The following is a 14,691-nucleotide window of genomic DNA, read 5'->3' on the forward strand; positions in this document are numbered from 1 at the left end:
TGCCCAATCTATCGCTGCGGAAGATAACGCAGCGGGTTTACGGATTTCCCCTTGTAACGAATTTCAAAATGCAAACGTACTGAACTGGTTCCGGTGCTACCCATGGTGGCTATTTTTTGACCCGCCTTCACTTCTTGTTGTTCCCGGACCAGCATTGTGTCGTTGTGAGCGTAGGCGCTCAGGTAATCATCATTGTGTTTGATGATGATTAGATTACCGTAACCCCGTAAAGCGTTGCCTGCGTACACTACACGACCATCGGCGGTAGCGAAGATAGGCTGCCCACGAGAACCGGCGATATCGACACCTTTATTCCCACCTTCTGATGAGGAAAAGTTATCAATAATCTTCCCGTCAGTCGGCCATCTCCAGGTACTTACCGGAGCGCTGTTGCTGACGGTGCTGCTCACTGGAGGAGCAACAACCGGTGCGGTAACAGGGGCTGTTGCGGTAGTTGCCGCCACTGCGCCTGCTGCAGGTAACATCTTACCTACATTCTGTTTACCCGAATTATCAGAATACGCGTTAGTTGATTGAGAATCAACCGTTGCAGTTTGTATCTGGGAGGTCGATGGCGGCTTAGGTACGCCGCCGCTGGTTGCGTCTGTCGCCGCCAGCATACCGCCATTTCCGCTAGCCGAACCATTACCAAGCTGAATGTTTTGACCCACATTCAGGCTGTAGGGTTCAGGAATATTGTTACGCTGAGCCAGGTCACGGTAATCATTTCCGGTGATCCAGGCGATGTAAAACAGCGTGTCTCCGCGCTTAACCGTATAGGTATTACCGCTGTAGCTCCCTTTGGGGATCGAAGTATAACTGCGGTTGTAAACAATGTGCCCCTCAGAGCCCACCTGCGCCCCAGCATTGCTGGATGCAGCGGCTCCGGCACCACCGCCGTCCACGCTACTGATAGGGGCCGATGTCGACGCAGTGTTTGTACAACCCGCCAACCACAAACTTACCATCGTACACACCGCAACCCGGCGTAATGTAATCATTGGGCTTCCCGTGCTCATGCTTCCCCCATGACAGCAATATCAGCGATATATCCAAAATACCCTTTACATCGTAGCTGAGCTTTTAACATTCTCTACGTTCCTACAATGAAAGGTGCCCGCGGCCGATTTCTGAACGTCAGAAAACCTCATACCGGAGCCTCAAAACAGCGCGCCAATGCTAACCACATTAGCGCTGCTGCACCATAAGACAACTGCGCAGAAAGGCAATTGTATTGAAAATTAGTTTTATTGAAACGCTAAAACCTTAACCGGAGTGAATGAAAGTGCAACAGATTTCATTTCCTGCCGAAAATTCAGACAATCGCTAGGCCAGCTCGCCCTTCACCAGAGGAACAAAGCGTACCGCTTCGACGGTATCGATAACAAATTCGTTCCCCTGACGCTGAATACGTTTGAGGGTTTGGGCCTGCTCACCGACCGGCAGCACCAAAATGCCACCATCGTCCAACTGTTCCATCAGCGCCGGGGGGATCTCCGGCGGTGCGGCGGTGACAATAATGGCATCGAACGGCCCCCGCGAAGCCCACCCCTGCCAACCGTCACCGTGACGAGTAGAAACATTATGGAGATCGAGTTGCTTCAGGCGGCGCTTCGCCTGCCATTGCAATCCCTTGATACGCTCAACCGAGCACACGTGCTGCACCAGATGCGCCAGGATGGCGGTCTGATAGCCGGAACCCGTGCCAATTTCAAGAACTCGGGAAGTGGGCGTCAGGTTCAGCAGTTCGGTCATCCGTGCCACCATATAGGGCTGGGAGATCGTTTGACCCGAGCCGATCGGCAGCGCGGTATTCTCATAAGCCTTGTGCTCAAGCGCTTCATCAACAAAGCGTTCACGCGGCACTGCCTCAATGGCCCGCAGTAATCGTTCGTCCTGGATCCCTTGTTGACGCAGTTGCGTCAGCAATGTTTGCATACGCTTGTTCACCATTCCCCGCCAACCCCTGCTTTGGTTAACCACGTTTTTACTACATCCTGGGCCGCATAAGCGGTCAAATCCACCTGCAAGGGTGTAATCGCGACATAACCCTGTTCTACCGCAGCGAAATCCGTGTCCGGCCCGACATCAAACTTATCACCCGGAGGCCCAATCCAGTAAAGGTTTTGCCCACGAGGATCCTGTTGGCAGAACACTTTGTCGGCCGGATGGCGACTGCCGCAGCGGGTCACGCGAATGCCTTTTATCTCATCCAACGGTAAGTCCGGCACGTTGATATTCAGAATTTTTCCGGTGCGTAACGGTTCACGCAACAGGGCACGCAGCACCCGGCAGGTGATCGCCGCCGCGGTTGCATAATGCTGATGACCGTTCAACGACACGGCCAGCGCAGGCAAGCCCAAATGGCGCCCTTCCATGGCGGCAGCCACGGTGCCGGAGTAGATCACGTCATCGCCCAGATTGGGGCCGGCATTGATACCGGAAACCACGATATCCGGCGCAGGTTGCATCAGGGCATTCACTCCCAGATATACGCAATCGGTCGGTGTTCCTTGCTGTACGGCGATATCCCCATTGGGCATCGTCAGGGTGCGCAATGGGGATTCCAACGTCAGCGCATTGGAAGAACCGCTGCGGTTACGATCGGGTGCCACAACCTGCACCTCAGCAAACTCTCGCAGCGCTGCCGCCAGCACCTGAATGCCTGGGGCGGTAACACCGTCGTCATTACTCAGCAATATCCGCATAAGAGGTTGTCTTCTTTTTATCTCTCAACCAGGCACCGCTCAACGCAGCCTGGGATTTAACTACTCGGTATGACCGCCCAAAAGGAGGCGCTTAATCAGCAGATATTATGTTTACTGCCCCCGCCATGTCCAGTGACCATGGGAAAAGCCCCCAATGCTACCCACAGTTCCACGGGGAAGACCTGAAGATCATCACACAATCCTTACGAAAATCTGACAATACAGTCGCACTCAAGTATAATTTTAGGTCAATGAATTCAAGGTTTATCTGCCCAATGTCAATAATAAGACTAAAATACTTAGATGGTTTACGTGGTGTATTTGCGTTAACTGTCGCGCTAAGCCATTTTTTTGGTAGCCAATATAGCTGGCATAACTATCCATTCCAAAATGCATATATCTCCGTTGATTTCTTTTTTATCCTCTCGGGTTTTGTATTGTCACACGTTTATAGCCAAGCCATATCATCAGGCTTAATGAGTGATAGAAAATTTATCTTTTATCGCTTTGCACGTATGTACCCGCTGCATATTGCCACTATGGCTATAGTTGGTATCATTTATCTGCTGACGCTACGCGGGTTTCCCTTTGACGAGCCATTTATTTCGGGCATTGCTAATATCTTTCTTCTTCAGAATATGGGTTTTGTCAACAACTGGAATTGGAATGATCCTAGCTGGTCAATCTCGGTTGAGTTTTGGGTTTCCGTCTTTTTGGTTCCCTGGTGTATCCGTCGCGTAAAAACCAATATGCTGCTATTCATTTCTTTAATGTGTTACACCGTTTTATATACATCATTCGGTTCATTGATGATCGCTCATGAAATGATGTACGGTATCGTCACCTCAGGTTTTGTTAGATGCATCGCTGGCGTCACGCTGGGGATCGCAGTTTGTCGAATGGCGCAAGGAATGAGGCAGGTAGAACTTAACCACATACAGAAATCTATCATTGGTTGCATTGACGTCATTCTTTTCGCAACCGTTGTATACCTAGTTTATCAAAAAAATCCGATTGGAAAATTCAGCTTCTTACCTATTCCACTTATCGCATTGCTCATTTTAAGTTTGGCGACTCTGAGTTCATGGTTTCATCAGGTTATCAGCAGCCGAATTCCAGCCTGGCTCGGTGATATCAGCTACTCTGTTTACCTTATACATACTCCTATTATTTTGATTATGGGGGCAGCACTCTCTCCACTAAATTTACCATTCGTAATAAAACTGCTGATCTTTGTTGCGTTGACGTTACTCCTATCACAACTTACTCATCGCTTCTTTGAGAAGCCCTGTTATGAATGGTTAAAAAATCGCTTTTCCGATCAATCACAAGCCAATGTGAAGGAAATAAAATTAAAAGAAGAAAAAAAATTTGCCAATCAACGCTAAAGTCTCAGATAAGAAACCTGCTTACGCAGGTTTGAGACAGCTGACAGACATATAATATTTGGCGGCAGGCGCTAAAGGTTTTTAAAATAGATCAGGAAAGTCAATTTATTGATTTCGGCTGATAACACAAAGGAGGAAAAACCACGGTTTTATCCCCCTTTGTCAATAATCAAGAAACCTGCTTGCGCAGGTTTCTTGATTATTACTCGCTAATATCCGCATCGCTACTGTCCTGCCGCATAATTTCGCGCACCACGCTGGTGGCGAAACTGCCGGCCGGCAGCCAGAAACAAAGTTCGACGGTGGCATCGTCCCACCAGTCCCACTGCATATCTTTCGGCTGTAACAGCAAGGCTCGGCGGGCCGGATCTACGCGTTCGCGCTTTAAAAGCGACATCAGCTCCGGCTGTTCCAGCAGACACTGCTGTTCAAAGCTCAACGCTTCCCCGGCGGTGCCCGGTTCACCATCACCGGGTAAAGGAGCGGTGATCATCAGCTCACCGGCTTCCAGGCGTTGCTGCAACGCTTCCAGCTCTTCCGGTTTGGCAACAAACCAACTGCCCCGACCGCTAAGCTGAAGGGCATCCCCTTCCAGCACGGTATGTTGCTGCTGGTTGGCCAATCGTTGGCTGGCGATCAGGTTAAACAGCGCGCTGCGGCTGGCAGAAAGATAAAAGCTACGCTTGCTGCGTTCTTTCACCCGGATCTCGTCATTCGCCCAACGGCGCGCCATCACCAGGTTGTTACCGCCGCGCCCAAAGCGCTGACTGCCGAAGTAATTCGGTACACCGCCGGCCTCAATCGCCTGCAGGCGTTGTTCTACATCCTGACGATCGGAGATATGACGCAGCACCAGAGTAAAGGCATTGCCTTTCAAGGTGCCAATCCGCATTTTGCGCAGGTGGCGGGCGCTGGTCAGCACTTCACAGCCTTCCAGTGAGAACTGGGTAAAGTCCGGCGTCTCTTTCCCTGGCAGATGCAAACAGAACCACTGTTCGGTTACCGCATGGCGATCTTTTAAGCCCGCGTAGCTGACGGAGCGGGCATGAATACCGGCAAAGCGCGCCAGATAATCGGCGACGAACTGGGTGTTACAACCGTTTTTGCGGATGTTCACCAGCACGTGTTCGCCTTCGCCATCCGGCTCAAAGCCCAGATCTTCCACCACCACGAAATCTTCCGGGTTGGCCTTCAGCACGCCGGTGCTTTGCGGCTGGCCATGCAGCCAGGTCAGGTTAGCCATATCCATGCGCTTATTCCTTGATCAACAAGGCAACCGCTTCGCAGGCAATACCCTCGCCACGCCCGGTGAAACCGAGTTGTTCGGTGGTGGTAGCCTTAACGTTAACGTCGTCCATATGGCATTGCAGGTCTTCCGCCAGGAAAATGCGCATCTGCGGGATATGCGGGGCCATTTTAGGGGCCTGGGCAATAATAGTGATGTCCAGGTTGCCCAGACGATACCCCTTGGCACGGATGCGTTTCCAGGCTTCGCGCAGCAACTCGCGGCTATCGGCACCTTTGAAGGCCGGGTCAGTATCCGGGAACAGCTTGCCGATATCCCCCAGCGCCGCAGCGCCCAGCAGGGCATCAGTCGCGGCGTGCAGTGCTACGTCGCCATCGGAGTGGGCCAGCAAACCTTTTTCATAAGGAATACGAACGCCACCGATCACCAACGGGCCTTCGCCGCCAAATTTGTGTACGTCAAAACCGTGGCCGATACGCATGATGCGCTCCTTAATTGTCTAACTGAGTTAAATAGAATGCCGCCAGCGCCAAATCTTCCGGCCGCGTGACCTTAATATTGTCCGAACGCCCATTGACCAGCAGCGGATGATAGCCGCAGTGCTCCAGGGCCGACGCCTCGTCGGTCACCGTCGCCCCGTCATCCAGCGCGCGCTGCAGGCACTGCTTGAGCAACGCCAGTGGGAACAGCTGCGGCGTTAACGCATGCCACAGGTCCTGACGTTCTACCGTATGAGAAATGGCCCCGTGGCCAGGCTCTGCGCGCTTCATGGTGTCACGCACCGGCGCCGCCAGAATGCCCCCTACGTCGCTATGTTCGGTAATCGCCAACAGGCGGTCGAGATCGTCGGCATGCAGACAGGGGCGCGCCGCGTCGTGCACCAGCACCCATTTTGCCTCGCCGGCCAGCTGCAAGCCGGCCATTACCGAGTCGGCGCGTTGCTGCCCGCCAATGGTAGTCTGCACGCGGGGATCCTGCGCTATCGGTAACTGATGGAATTGCTGATCGTCGGGACCTATCGCCACAATCACCTGCGAAATACGCGGATGGCGCAGCAGCGCGTGGATCGCGTGTTCGAGAATGGTTTGGTGGCCGATGGTTAAATATTGCTTTGGGCAATCAGCCTGCATGCGGCTGCCAATACCGGCAGCGGGCAGGACGGCGATCACCGATGGAAAGGTTCCTGCGGAGTGATTCATGCGTTACTTTTGTAGGTTATTTTGCGAGGAGGACGCCGCGTTGCGTCTGGATTGGTCAGGAACCAGACGATAGAAAGTCTCACCGGGCTTAATCATGCTCAGCTCATTGCGCGCACGCTCTTCGATCGCTTCCTGACCGCCGTTCAAATCGTCGATCTCGGCGAACAGCTGATCGTTACGCGCTTTCAATTTAGCATTGCTGCCCTGTTGGAGCGCAACATCCTCATTGACCCGCACGTAATCGTGAATACCATTTTTGCCCAGCCACAGTGAATACTGTAACCAACCGAGCAATGCCAGCAATAGCAGCGTAAGTTTTCCCATCTCCGCCCCCTGAAAAACCGACCAATCATCCCACAACTTTTCGTTGGACTCCACACAGAGAACGGCATTTCGCCGCCAAATTAAGAGTAGGATGATAATTTCCTGAGTTTATAACCTAAATTCACTTCGAAAGCGGCAAAAAAAACCACTTTCACCGCAGAAAAACCAACCAACGCCTCTGCATTTTTCTCCTTCAGCGTTTTTTCCGGTTATGCAGCAAGAAAAACTGGCTACCCGCTGATTTCACCAAAGCATTCGCCAGCGACAAGCACAAACTGCATATTTAACACCATTAAAAATTTCATCATCAGGTAGGAGTTGTGTTTTTATTCATTAAAGATTATTTTTATGCACTCATAGTGCATAAATAAATCCAATGAATCATTTTTAATTACCGGGGATAGCGATGTTTAAATCTTTAGTTGTGATTGGTGCCTGTCTGGCTGCCACCCTGTCGGCCTCCGTCCTGGCGGCTGAACCTACCTACGTCGTCGGCTCTGGCGGCACCTACCGTCCGTTCGAATTCGAAAACAGCAGTAAACAGCTGGAAGGCTTTGATATCGATATCATCAAGGCGGTAGCCAAGGCCGAGAGCTTTCAGGTCAAACTGGTGAATACGCCGTGGGAAGGTATTTTCGCCACGCTGAACTCCGGCGATCGTGACATCATTATTTCCGGCATCACCATTACCGATAAACGCAAACAAATGGTTGATTTCTCTGCACCTTACTTCCCGGCAGAGCAGGCTATCGTGGTCCCCAAAGACTCTGGCGTAGACTCCATTGCCGCCTTGAAAGCGCTGAAGGTCGGCGTAGTCAACTCGAGCACCGGCGACATCGTGGTGTCCGACGTGTTAGGCAAAAACAACACCGCCATCAAACGTTTCGACAATACCCCGTTAATGCTGCAAGAGCTGTATGAAGACGGTATAGGCGCGGCCGTGGGCGACGTCGGCGTGGCCAAGTTCTATATCAAAACCCATCCGGAAAAAGAGTTCAAACTGGTGTCCGATGCCAAATTCGAACGTCAGTATTTCGGTATCGCCGTGGCCAAAGGCAATGACGAACTGCGCGGCAAAATCAACGCCGGCCTGAAGAAAATCATCGCCGACGGCACCTACGCCAAAATCTACCAGACCTGGTTTGACAGCAACGTCCCCACGCTGCCCGCCGAATAATCGATCGTCGTTCGTCAACACAGCAGTCTGAAGACTTTTTTAAGAAGGATCCGACCTTGAATTTCCGTTGGGAGATAATCCAGGAGTACGCCCCGCTGTTTATGGAAGGCGCCTGGATGACCATCAAATGCACCATTATCTGCGTGATACTGGGCACCACCTGGGGGCTGCTCCTCGGGCTCGGTCGTCTGGCGCAGGCACCACACGGCATCTGGAAACCGATACTGCATTATGGCGTTCAGTGGCCGGTGCGCATCTACATCAGCGCCTTCCGCGGTACGCCGCTGTTTGTCCAGATTATGGTGGTGCATTTCGCGCTGGTACCGCTGTTTATCAACCCACGTGACGGTCTGCTGGTCACCAGCGGCCTGATGAGCACCGATTTCGCCCGCGCGTTGCGCTCCGATTACGGCGCATTTCTCTCCTGCGTGGTGGCGATTACGCTGAACGCGGGTGCTTACGTCTCGGAAATTTTCCGCGCCGGCATTCAGTCTATCGATCGCGGTCAGATGGAAGCTTCGCGTTCGCTGGGCATGAGCTACGGCAAAACCATGCGCAAAGTGATCCTGCCGCAGGCGTTTCGCCGCATGCTGCCGCCGCTGGGCAACAATGCCATTGCCATCGTCAAAGACTCTTCGCTGGCCTCCGCCATCGGTCTTGCCGATCTGGCCTATGCCGCCCGCACGGTTTCCGGCGCCTATGCCACCTATTGGGAGCCCTACCTGACCATTTCGCTGGTCTATTGGGTCCTCACCTTCCTGCTTTCGCTGATGGTGCAACACATGGAAAAGAGGTTCGGGAAAAGTGATTCGCGTACATAACCTGCAAAAACAATTCGGCGAAAGCCACGTGCTGCGTGGTATTTCCTGCGAAATCGCAGCCAACGAAGTGGTCTGCGTCATCGGCCCGTCCGGCTCCGGTAAAAGTACCTTCCTGCGCTGTATCAATGCGCTGGAAACGCTGTCCGGCGGTGAGATCCTGGTGAATGGTTTTGCCATACACAGCCAGAAAACCGATCTCAATAAAATGCGTGAGAGCGTCGGCATGGTGTTTCAACGCTTTAACCTGTTCCCGCACATGACGGTGCTGGAAAACATCATCATGGCGCCGATGGGCGTGAAAAAGCTGTCGCGCGCAGAGGCCATACTGCGGGCAGAGGCGCTGCTGCAAAAGGTGGGCCTGCTGGACAAAATCGACGCTTATCCCAACAGCCTGTCCGGCGGTCAGCAACAGCGGGTCGCCATTGCTCGCGCGCTGGCGATGGAACCGAAAATCATGCTGTTCGACGAACCGACCTCCGCACTGGATCCCGAGCTGGTCGGCGAAGTGCTGGCGGTGATGAAGTCATTGGCGCACGAAGGCATGACGATGGTGGTGGTGACGCATGAGATGGGCTTTGCCCGTGAAGTGGCCGATCGGGTGCTGTTTATCGATCAGGGGATCATTCAGGAAGAAGGTTCGCCACAGCAGATTTTCAGCCAGCCGGCCAATCCGCGCACTCAGGCTTTTCTGAGCAAAGTTTTGTAACCTTCGGCACGGCTTTGCAATGCTTCGGGCGCAGGCGACTGCGCCCTTCCCCTCACCAACCGGTCAAAAAGCTGAACACCAGCCAAAACAGGCACAGAACGATGGTCCCGGTCAGCAACAGCGTAAAAATCAACCGACCACGCAGCAGCATGCTGAGCGTGATGCCAATCAGCACCGAAACCGGCATCAGCGCCAGGAAGAACGGCCAGGTGTAGAGCAGGAAGAAAAGGGTGTTGGAGCCATAAACCAAAAACGGCACTGCGAAGGCCAGCCAGTAGAAAACAAAGCCGCAGACACCGCCCAGGAAAGAATAAGAGGGCTCCTCTTTCTCCTGGTTTGCGTCAATCAAGATAGGCGAGACATTTTGCATAGCGATCCCTGGTTATTCGGCGCGCTCTCCGGCGGGCTTAGCGTAAAAAGCGTATGGCGCAAAAACGCCACACGCTTTTCTGAATTCAGGGTTTGATAATAGCCCGACCACGCAGCACGTCTAACAATTGCGCAATCAAATTTGTTACCAATTGTTGGCCATCAAGGTGAATATCCGGCCGTTGTGGCGCCTCGTAAACCGAGTCGATACCGGTGAAATTACGCAGCTCGCCGGCACGGGCTTTTTTGTACAATCCTTTCGGATCGCGCACTTCACAAACCGCCAACGGCGTGTCGACAAACACCTCGATAAAACGATCTTCATCCAGCAGTTCTCGCACCATCTGCCGTTCGGCGCGATGTGGGGAAATGAAGGCGGTCAACACCACCAGGCCGGCGTCCACCATCAGTTTCGCCACTTCGCCCACGCGACGAATATTCTCGCGCCGGTCGTCGTCGGAAAAACCCAGGTCGCGGCACAGGCCGTGACGCACGTTGTCGCCATCCAGCAGATAGGTGCTGACACCATAGGCGTGCAGTGCCTGTTCCAGCGCGCCGGCAACGGTAGATTTGCCCGAGCCGGACAGCCCGGTAAACCACAGCACCACGCCTTTGTGGCCGTTGCGGACTTCGCGATCCGCACGCGTTACCGCATGCGGATGCCAGACCACGTTGTCATCATCCGGCCCGGTCGGCCGCAGTTGAGCGTCGGTCACGTTATTTTCCCCCAATCAGGTCGCGCGCGCCCCAATGTGGGAAGTGTTTACGCACCAGAGCATTCAGTTCCAGTTCAAATGCGCTGAAGTCGCCGGCTGATGCCTGAGCGTCCTGCAAGGTTTCGCGGATCAAACCAGCCCCCACGGTGACGTTGCTCAGGCGATCGATAAAGATCAGCCCACCGGTATCGTGGTTGCGTTGATAGCTGTCCAGCACCAGCGGTTCATCGAAGGTCAGTTCGACCAGACCGATGCCGTTGAGCGGTAAAGTGTCCGCCTGATGCTGCGCCAGCGAGTTGATTTCCACCTGGTGGCGTATGCCTTCTACCCGCGCACGGGTCTTTTTGCCAGCCACTTTGATGTCATAGCTTTGGCCCGGCAACAGTGGTTTTTCAGCCATCCACACCACGTCCACCAGCGCGCTTTGCGCCGCTTTCAGGGTTTCCCCAGCATCGACCAGCAGATCGCCGCGGCTAATATCCACTTCATCTGCCAGCACCAGCGTGATCGCCTCGCCCGGCACCGCTTCCTGCAGATCGCCATCAAAGGTCACAATACGCGCTACGGTAGATTCCACGCCGGAAGGCAATACCTTCACGCGTTGTCCGACGCGCACCACACCCGCGGACAGCGTGCCCGCATAGCCCCGGAAATCCAGGTTAGGACGGTTGACATACTGCACCGGGAAACGCAGCGGTTGCGTCTCGCGTTCGCTGATCACATCCACGCTCTCCAGCACCTGCAGCAGCGTCGGGCCGCTGTACCAAGGCATCTGGGCGCTTTCACTGGCCACGTTGTCGCCATCCAGCGCCGACAAAGGCACAAACTTGATGTCCAGATCGTTCGGCAACTGTTGGGCGAAGGTCAGATAATCCTGTTTAAACTGTTCGAACACCGACTCTTGGTAATCTACCAGGTCCATTTTATTGACCGCCACCACCAGATGGCGAATGCCCAACAGCGTGGCGATAAAACTGTGCCTCCGGGTTTGATCCAGCACCCCTTTGCGTGCGTCGATCAACAGGATCGCCAGATCGCAGGTCGAGGCCCCGGTCGCCATATTGCGGGTGTACTGCTCATGCCCCGGCGTATCGGCAATAATAAATTTGCGCTTTTCGGTCGAGAAATAGCGATAGGCCACGTCAATGGTAATGCCCTGCTCGCGCTCGGCCTGCAGGCCATCGACCAGCAGCGCCAAATCCAGTTTCTCGCCCTGGGTGCCGATGCGTTTGCTGTCACTGTGCAGCGTAGACAGCTGATCTTCGTAGATCTGACGGGTATCGTGCAGCAAGCGGCCGATCAGGGTACTTTTGCCGTCATCGACGCTGCCGCAGGTCAGGAACCGTAACAGGCTTTTGTGTTGCTGCGCATGCAGGTAAGATTCGACCCCACCCTGCTCAGCGATTTGTTGTGCAATTGCGTTGTTCATCCGGCGGCTCCTTAGAAATACCCTTGACGCTTTTTCAGCTCCATCGAGCCGGACTGATCGCGGTCGATCATCCGTCCCTGGCGCTCACTGGTGGTGGACACCAACATCTCTTCGATGATCTCCGGCAGCGTCTCCGCTTTGGAATCCACCGCACCGGTCAGCGGCCAGCAGCCCAGCGTGCGAAAACGCACCATGCGCTGGCTGATCACTTCGCCAGGCTGCAGATCGATACGATCGTCGTCCACCATCAGCAACATGCCGTCGCGCTCTACCACCGGGCGCGGTTTTGCCAGATACAGCGGCACGATGTCGATTTTTTCCAGGAAAATGTATTGCCAGATATCCAGCTCGGTCCAGTTCGACAGCGGGAACACGCGAATGCTCTCGCCCTTGTTGATTTGGCCGTTGTAATTGTGCCACAGCTCCGGGCGCTGGTTTTTTGGGTCCCAACGGTGGAAGCGATCACGGAATGAATAGATACGCTCTTTGGCGCGTGACTTCTCTTCGTCACGGCGGGCACCGCCAAAGGCGGCATCAAAACCGTATTTGTTAAGCGCCTGCTTCAGGCCTTCGGTTTTCATGATATCGGTATGCTTGGCGCTGCCGTGAACGAACGGGTTGATGCCCATCGCCACGCCTTCCGGGTTCTTGTGGATCAGCAGTTCAAAACCGTACTCTTTCGCAGTGCGATCGCGGAATTCGTACATTTCACGGAATTTCCAACCGGTATCCACATGCAGCAACGGGAACGGCAGCGTACCCGGGAAAAAGGCTTTACGCGCCAGATGCAGCATCACGGAAGAGTCTTTACCGATGGAGTAGAGCATCACCGGGTTGCCGAATTCAGCGGCGACTTCACGGATGATATGGATACTCTCCGCCTCCAATTGCCGCAAATGAGTGAGTCGTTTTTCGTCCATAACAGATCCTTAAGCCAAATTCACGACGGCGGGCCGCGATGCCCCTTCCGTCTGCGGTTGATGCCCAAACCAGGCAATTTGATGATGCAGCTCTACCACTTCGCCGATCACCAGCAGCGCCGGCAAAGGTGCCTGTTGAGCCAATTTTTCAAGCTGTTGCAGCGTGCCGGTTTGCACCAGCTGATCCGCACGCGTGCCGCGGCTGATCACCGCCACCGGCGTGGTGGCCGCGCGTCCGTGGGCTATCAGGCGCTGGCTGATGTCCGCCGCCTTCATGGTGCCCATGTAGATAGCCAGAGTCTGACGCGCTCGCGCCAAGTCTGCCCAGTCCAGCCCGTCACCGTCGGGACGACAGTGGCCGGTAATAAAAGTCACGCTCTGCGCATGATCGCGGTGCGTCAGCGGAATGCCGGCATAGGCCGTTGCGCCGGCCGCCGCGGTAACGCCCGGCACCACCTGGAACGGAATGCCCGCAGCGGCGGCCACCTGCAGCTCTTCGCCGCCGCGGCCAAAGATAAAGGGATCTCCGCCTTTCAATCGCACCACGCGCTTGCCCTGCTGCGCCAGTTCCACCAACAGGCGGTTGGTTTCTTCCTGGATCACCGAGTGTGCCCCGGCACGTTTGCCCACGCAGATGCGCTCGGCATCGCGACGCACCAGATCCAGAATCTCATCGCTGACCAGATGATCGTAGAGAACCACATCGGCCTGCTGCATCACCTGCAGCCCGCGCAGGGTCAATAACCCCACGTCGCCCGGCCCTGCGCCCACCAGCGAAATTTCGCCCTGGGTGCCTTCGCCGCCCTGGGCAAACTGCTGTAAATCCTGCTCCAACTGCCGCTCGGCCTGTGCGGACTGGCCATTGGCCACCAGCGTGGCAAAACGTCCGCCGAATGTTTTTTCCCAGAAGCGACGACGTTCGCCGATCGCATTCAGTCGCTGTTTTACCTGGCCGCGCCAGCGCCCGGCCACCTCCGCCATCTGCCCCAGGCTGGCGGGCAACAAAGCTTCGAGTTTTTCACGCAGCATACGTGCCAGCACCGGTGCCTGGCCGCTGGAAGAGACGGCAACCACCAGCGGTGAACGATCGATAATCGACGGAAAGATGAACGAGCAGCGCGGCTGATCGTCGACCACGTTAGCCAGCACCCGGCGTTTATCCGCTTCGGCAAACACCTCGGCATTCAGCGCGCTGTCGTCGGTTGCGGCAATCACCAGGAACACCTCATCCAGTTGCTGAGCGGCAAAAGCCTGCCCCTGCCAGTGGATGCGCCCCTGCTGATGCAGTTCTTCGAGTATGGGTGAGAGTGACTGCGCAACTATCCGTATTTCAGCCCCGGCGCGCAGGAGAAGATCCACTTTGCGCGCAGCCACTTCGCCGCCGCCAACGACCAACACCGGGCGTTGTTTCAGGTCGGCAAATATAGGTAGATAGTCCACAACAGCCTTTTCATATATGCAGAATGATAGTGTGACTATACGGGCTGAGATTTGGCCTCTGAAATGACGAAAAGGAATGACTAGTTACTTTATGGAATATAGACCGCAGCACACGGCTTAACCGGCGATAATTGCGACTAAGGTTTGCGCATTTACGCCAAATTTAAGAGCGGGAGAAATTGTTTAATCTTGCCGACCGTCTCATACTGGACACCGCAAAAATAATCGGTCTCGTCGATATCAAAGAA

16 protein-coding genes are annotated in these 14,691 nt (G+C 54.5%); 4 read left to right on the top strand and 12 right to left on the bottom strand.

Translation table 11 applies throughout. From position 1 onward, the window contains the following. Positions 1 to 8: 8 nt before the first annotated feature. From nlpD to surE, 3 genes are all read right to left on the bottom strand, one after another. Positions 9 to 1,001, bottom strand: coding sequence for a murein hydrolase activator NlpD (nlpD, locus tag M2407_RS18255; protein WP_162302863.1), 993 nt, complete (start codon positions 999 to 1,001; stop codon positions 9 to 11). A gap of 325 nt (positions 1,002 to 1,326) precedes the next feature. After that, positions 1,327 to 1,953, bottom strand: a complete 627-nt coding sequence (locus M2407_RS18260; RefSeq protein ID WP_128864986.1) for a protein-L-isoaspartate(D-aspartate) O-methyltransferase — start codon at positions 1,951 to 1,953, stop codon at positions 1,327 to 1,329. Beyond that, on the bottom strand, positions 1,947 to 2,708 hold the full coding sequence (surE, locus tag M2407_RS18265; RefSeq protein WP_046374485.1) for a 5'/3'-nucleotidase SurE: 762 nt from the start codon (positions 2,706 to 2,708) through the stop codon (positions 1,947 to 1,949). The genes M2407_RS18260 and surE overlap by 7 nt, the downstream gene beginning before the upstream one ends. A gap of 107 nt (positions 2,709 to 2,815) precedes the next feature. On the opposite strand from surE, the gene M2407_RS18270 reads away from it, so the two are divergent. Further along, positions 2,816 to 4,096 carry an acyltransferase gene (locus M2407_RS18270; RefSeq protein WP_259218851.1) on the top strand — a complete coding sequence of 427 codons (1,281 nt, stop codon included), beginning with the start codon at positions 2,816 to 2,818 and terminating at the stop codon, positions 4,094 to 4,096. A gap of 202 nt (positions 4,097 to 4,298) precedes the next feature. Here the strand turns inward: M2407_RS18270 and truD are convergent, their stop codons facing one another. Genes truD through ftsB form a run of 4 tightly spaced genes read right to left on the bottom strand, consistent with a single transcriptional unit; the run spans position 4,299 to position 6,865 of the window. Then, a complete protein-coding gene (gene truD, locus M2407_RS18275; RefSeq protein ID WP_259218852.1) occupies positions 4,299 to 5,345 on the bottom strand; it encodes a tRNA pseudouridine(13) synthase TruD in 1,047 nt (348 codons plus the stop codon). A gap of 4 nt (positions 5,346 to 5,349) precedes the next feature. Further along, positions 5,350 to 5,823 (bottom strand): 2-C-methyl-D-erythritol 2,4-cyclodiphosphate synthase, encoded by a 474-nt coding sequence (ispF, locus tag M2407_RS18280; RefSeq protein WP_004950274.1) that lies wholly within the window; start codon positions 5,821 to 5,823, stop codon positions 5,350 to 5,352. Between the two features lie 10 nt (positions 5,824 to 5,833). Further along, the gene (gene ispD / locus M2407_RS18285) at positions 5,834 to 6,541 is read right to left on the bottom strand and encodes a 2-C-methyl-D-erythritol 4-phosphate cytidylyltransferase (RefSeq protein WP_259218854.1); all 708 of its coding nucleotides are present in this window, start codon (positions 6,539 to 6,541) and stop codon (positions 5,834 to 5,836) included. Positions 6,542 to 6,544: 3 nt separating this feature from the next. Continuing rightward, positions 6,545 to 6,865, bottom strand: a complete 321-nt coding sequence (gene ftsB, locus M2407_RS18290) for a cell division protein FtsB (RefSeq protein WP_130016201.1) — start codon at positions 6,863 to 6,865, stop codon at positions 6,545 to 6,547. A gap of 406 nt (positions 6,866 to 7,271) precedes the next feature. On the opposite strand from ftsB, the gene M2407_RS18295 reads away from it, so the two are divergent. The 3 genes from M2407_RS18295 to M2407_RS18305 all read left to right on the top strand — a co-directional run bounded on the left by M2407_RS18295 (position 7,272) and on the right by M2407_RS18305 (position 9,569). Continuing rightward, on the top strand, positions 7,272 to 8,042 hold the full coding sequence (locus M2407_RS18295; RefSeq protein WP_122077257.1) for a basic amino acid ABC transporter substrate-binding protein: 771 nt from the start codon (positions 7,272 to 7,274) through the stop codon (positions 8,040 to 8,042). Positions 8,043 to 8,143: 101 nt separating this feature from the next. After that, complete coding sequence (locus M2407_RS18300) at positions 8,144 to 8,863, top strand: amino acid ABC transporter permease (protein ID WP_044554269.1); 720 nt, start codon at positions 8,144 to 8,146, stop codon at positions 8,861 to 8,863. Next, positions 8,847 to 9,569 (top strand): amino acid ABC transporter ATP-binding protein, encoded by a 723-nt coding sequence (locus M2407_RS18305; RefSeq protein WP_046374489.1) that lies wholly within the window; start codon positions 8,847 to 8,849, stop codon positions 9,567 to 9,569. Before M2407_RS18300 ends, M2407_RS18305 begins: the two co-directional genes overlap by 17 nt. 52 nt (positions 9,570 to 9,621) lie before the next feature. Here M2407_RS18305 and M2407_RS18310 read toward each other — a convergent pair whose 3' ends face one another. From M2407_RS18310 to cysG, 5 genes are all read right to left on the bottom strand, one after another. After that, complete coding sequence (locus M2407_RS18310; protein WP_020825263.1) at positions 9,622 to 9,939, bottom strand: DUF3561 family protein; 318 nt, start codon at positions 9,937 to 9,939, stop codon at positions 9,622 to 9,624. Between the two features lie 85 nt (positions 9,940 to 10,024). Beyond that, positions 10,025 to 10,654, bottom strand: coding sequence for an adenylyl-sulfate kinase (gene cysC / locus M2407_RS18315; RefSeq protein WP_122077254.1), 630 nt, complete (start codon positions 10,652 to 10,654; stop codon positions 10,025 to 10,027). A 1-nt stretch (position 10,655) separates the two neighbouring features. Beyond that, positions 10,656 to 12,083 (bottom strand): sulfate adenylyltransferase subunit CysN, encoded by a 1,428-nt coding sequence (gene cysN / locus M2407_RS18320; protein ID WP_020825261.1) that lies wholly within the window; start codon positions 12,081 to 12,083, stop codon positions 10,656 to 10,658. A gap of 11 nt (positions 12,084 to 12,094) precedes the next feature. Then, positions 12,095 to 13,003: a sulfate adenylyltransferase subunit CysD gene (cysD, locus tag M2407_RS18325; RefSeq protein ID WP_259218858.1), complete on the bottom strand. Its 909-nt coding sequence runs from the start codon at positions 13,001 to 13,003 to the stop codon at positions 12,095 to 12,097. A gap of 9 nt (positions 13,004 to 13,012) precedes the next feature. Further along, entirely contained in the window at positions 13,013 to 14,443 is a 1,431-nt protein-coding gene (gene cysG / locus M2407_RS18330; protein WP_259218859.1) for a siroheme synthase CysG, read from the bottom strand. Positions 14,444 to 14,691 lie beyond the last annotated feature (248 nt).

The sequence above is a fragment of the Serratia sp. BIGb0234 genome, assembly GCF_024809915.1.
Lineage (GTDB): Bacteria > Pseudomonadota > Gammaproteobacteria > Enterobacterales > Enterobacteriaceae > Serratia > Serratia liquefaciens.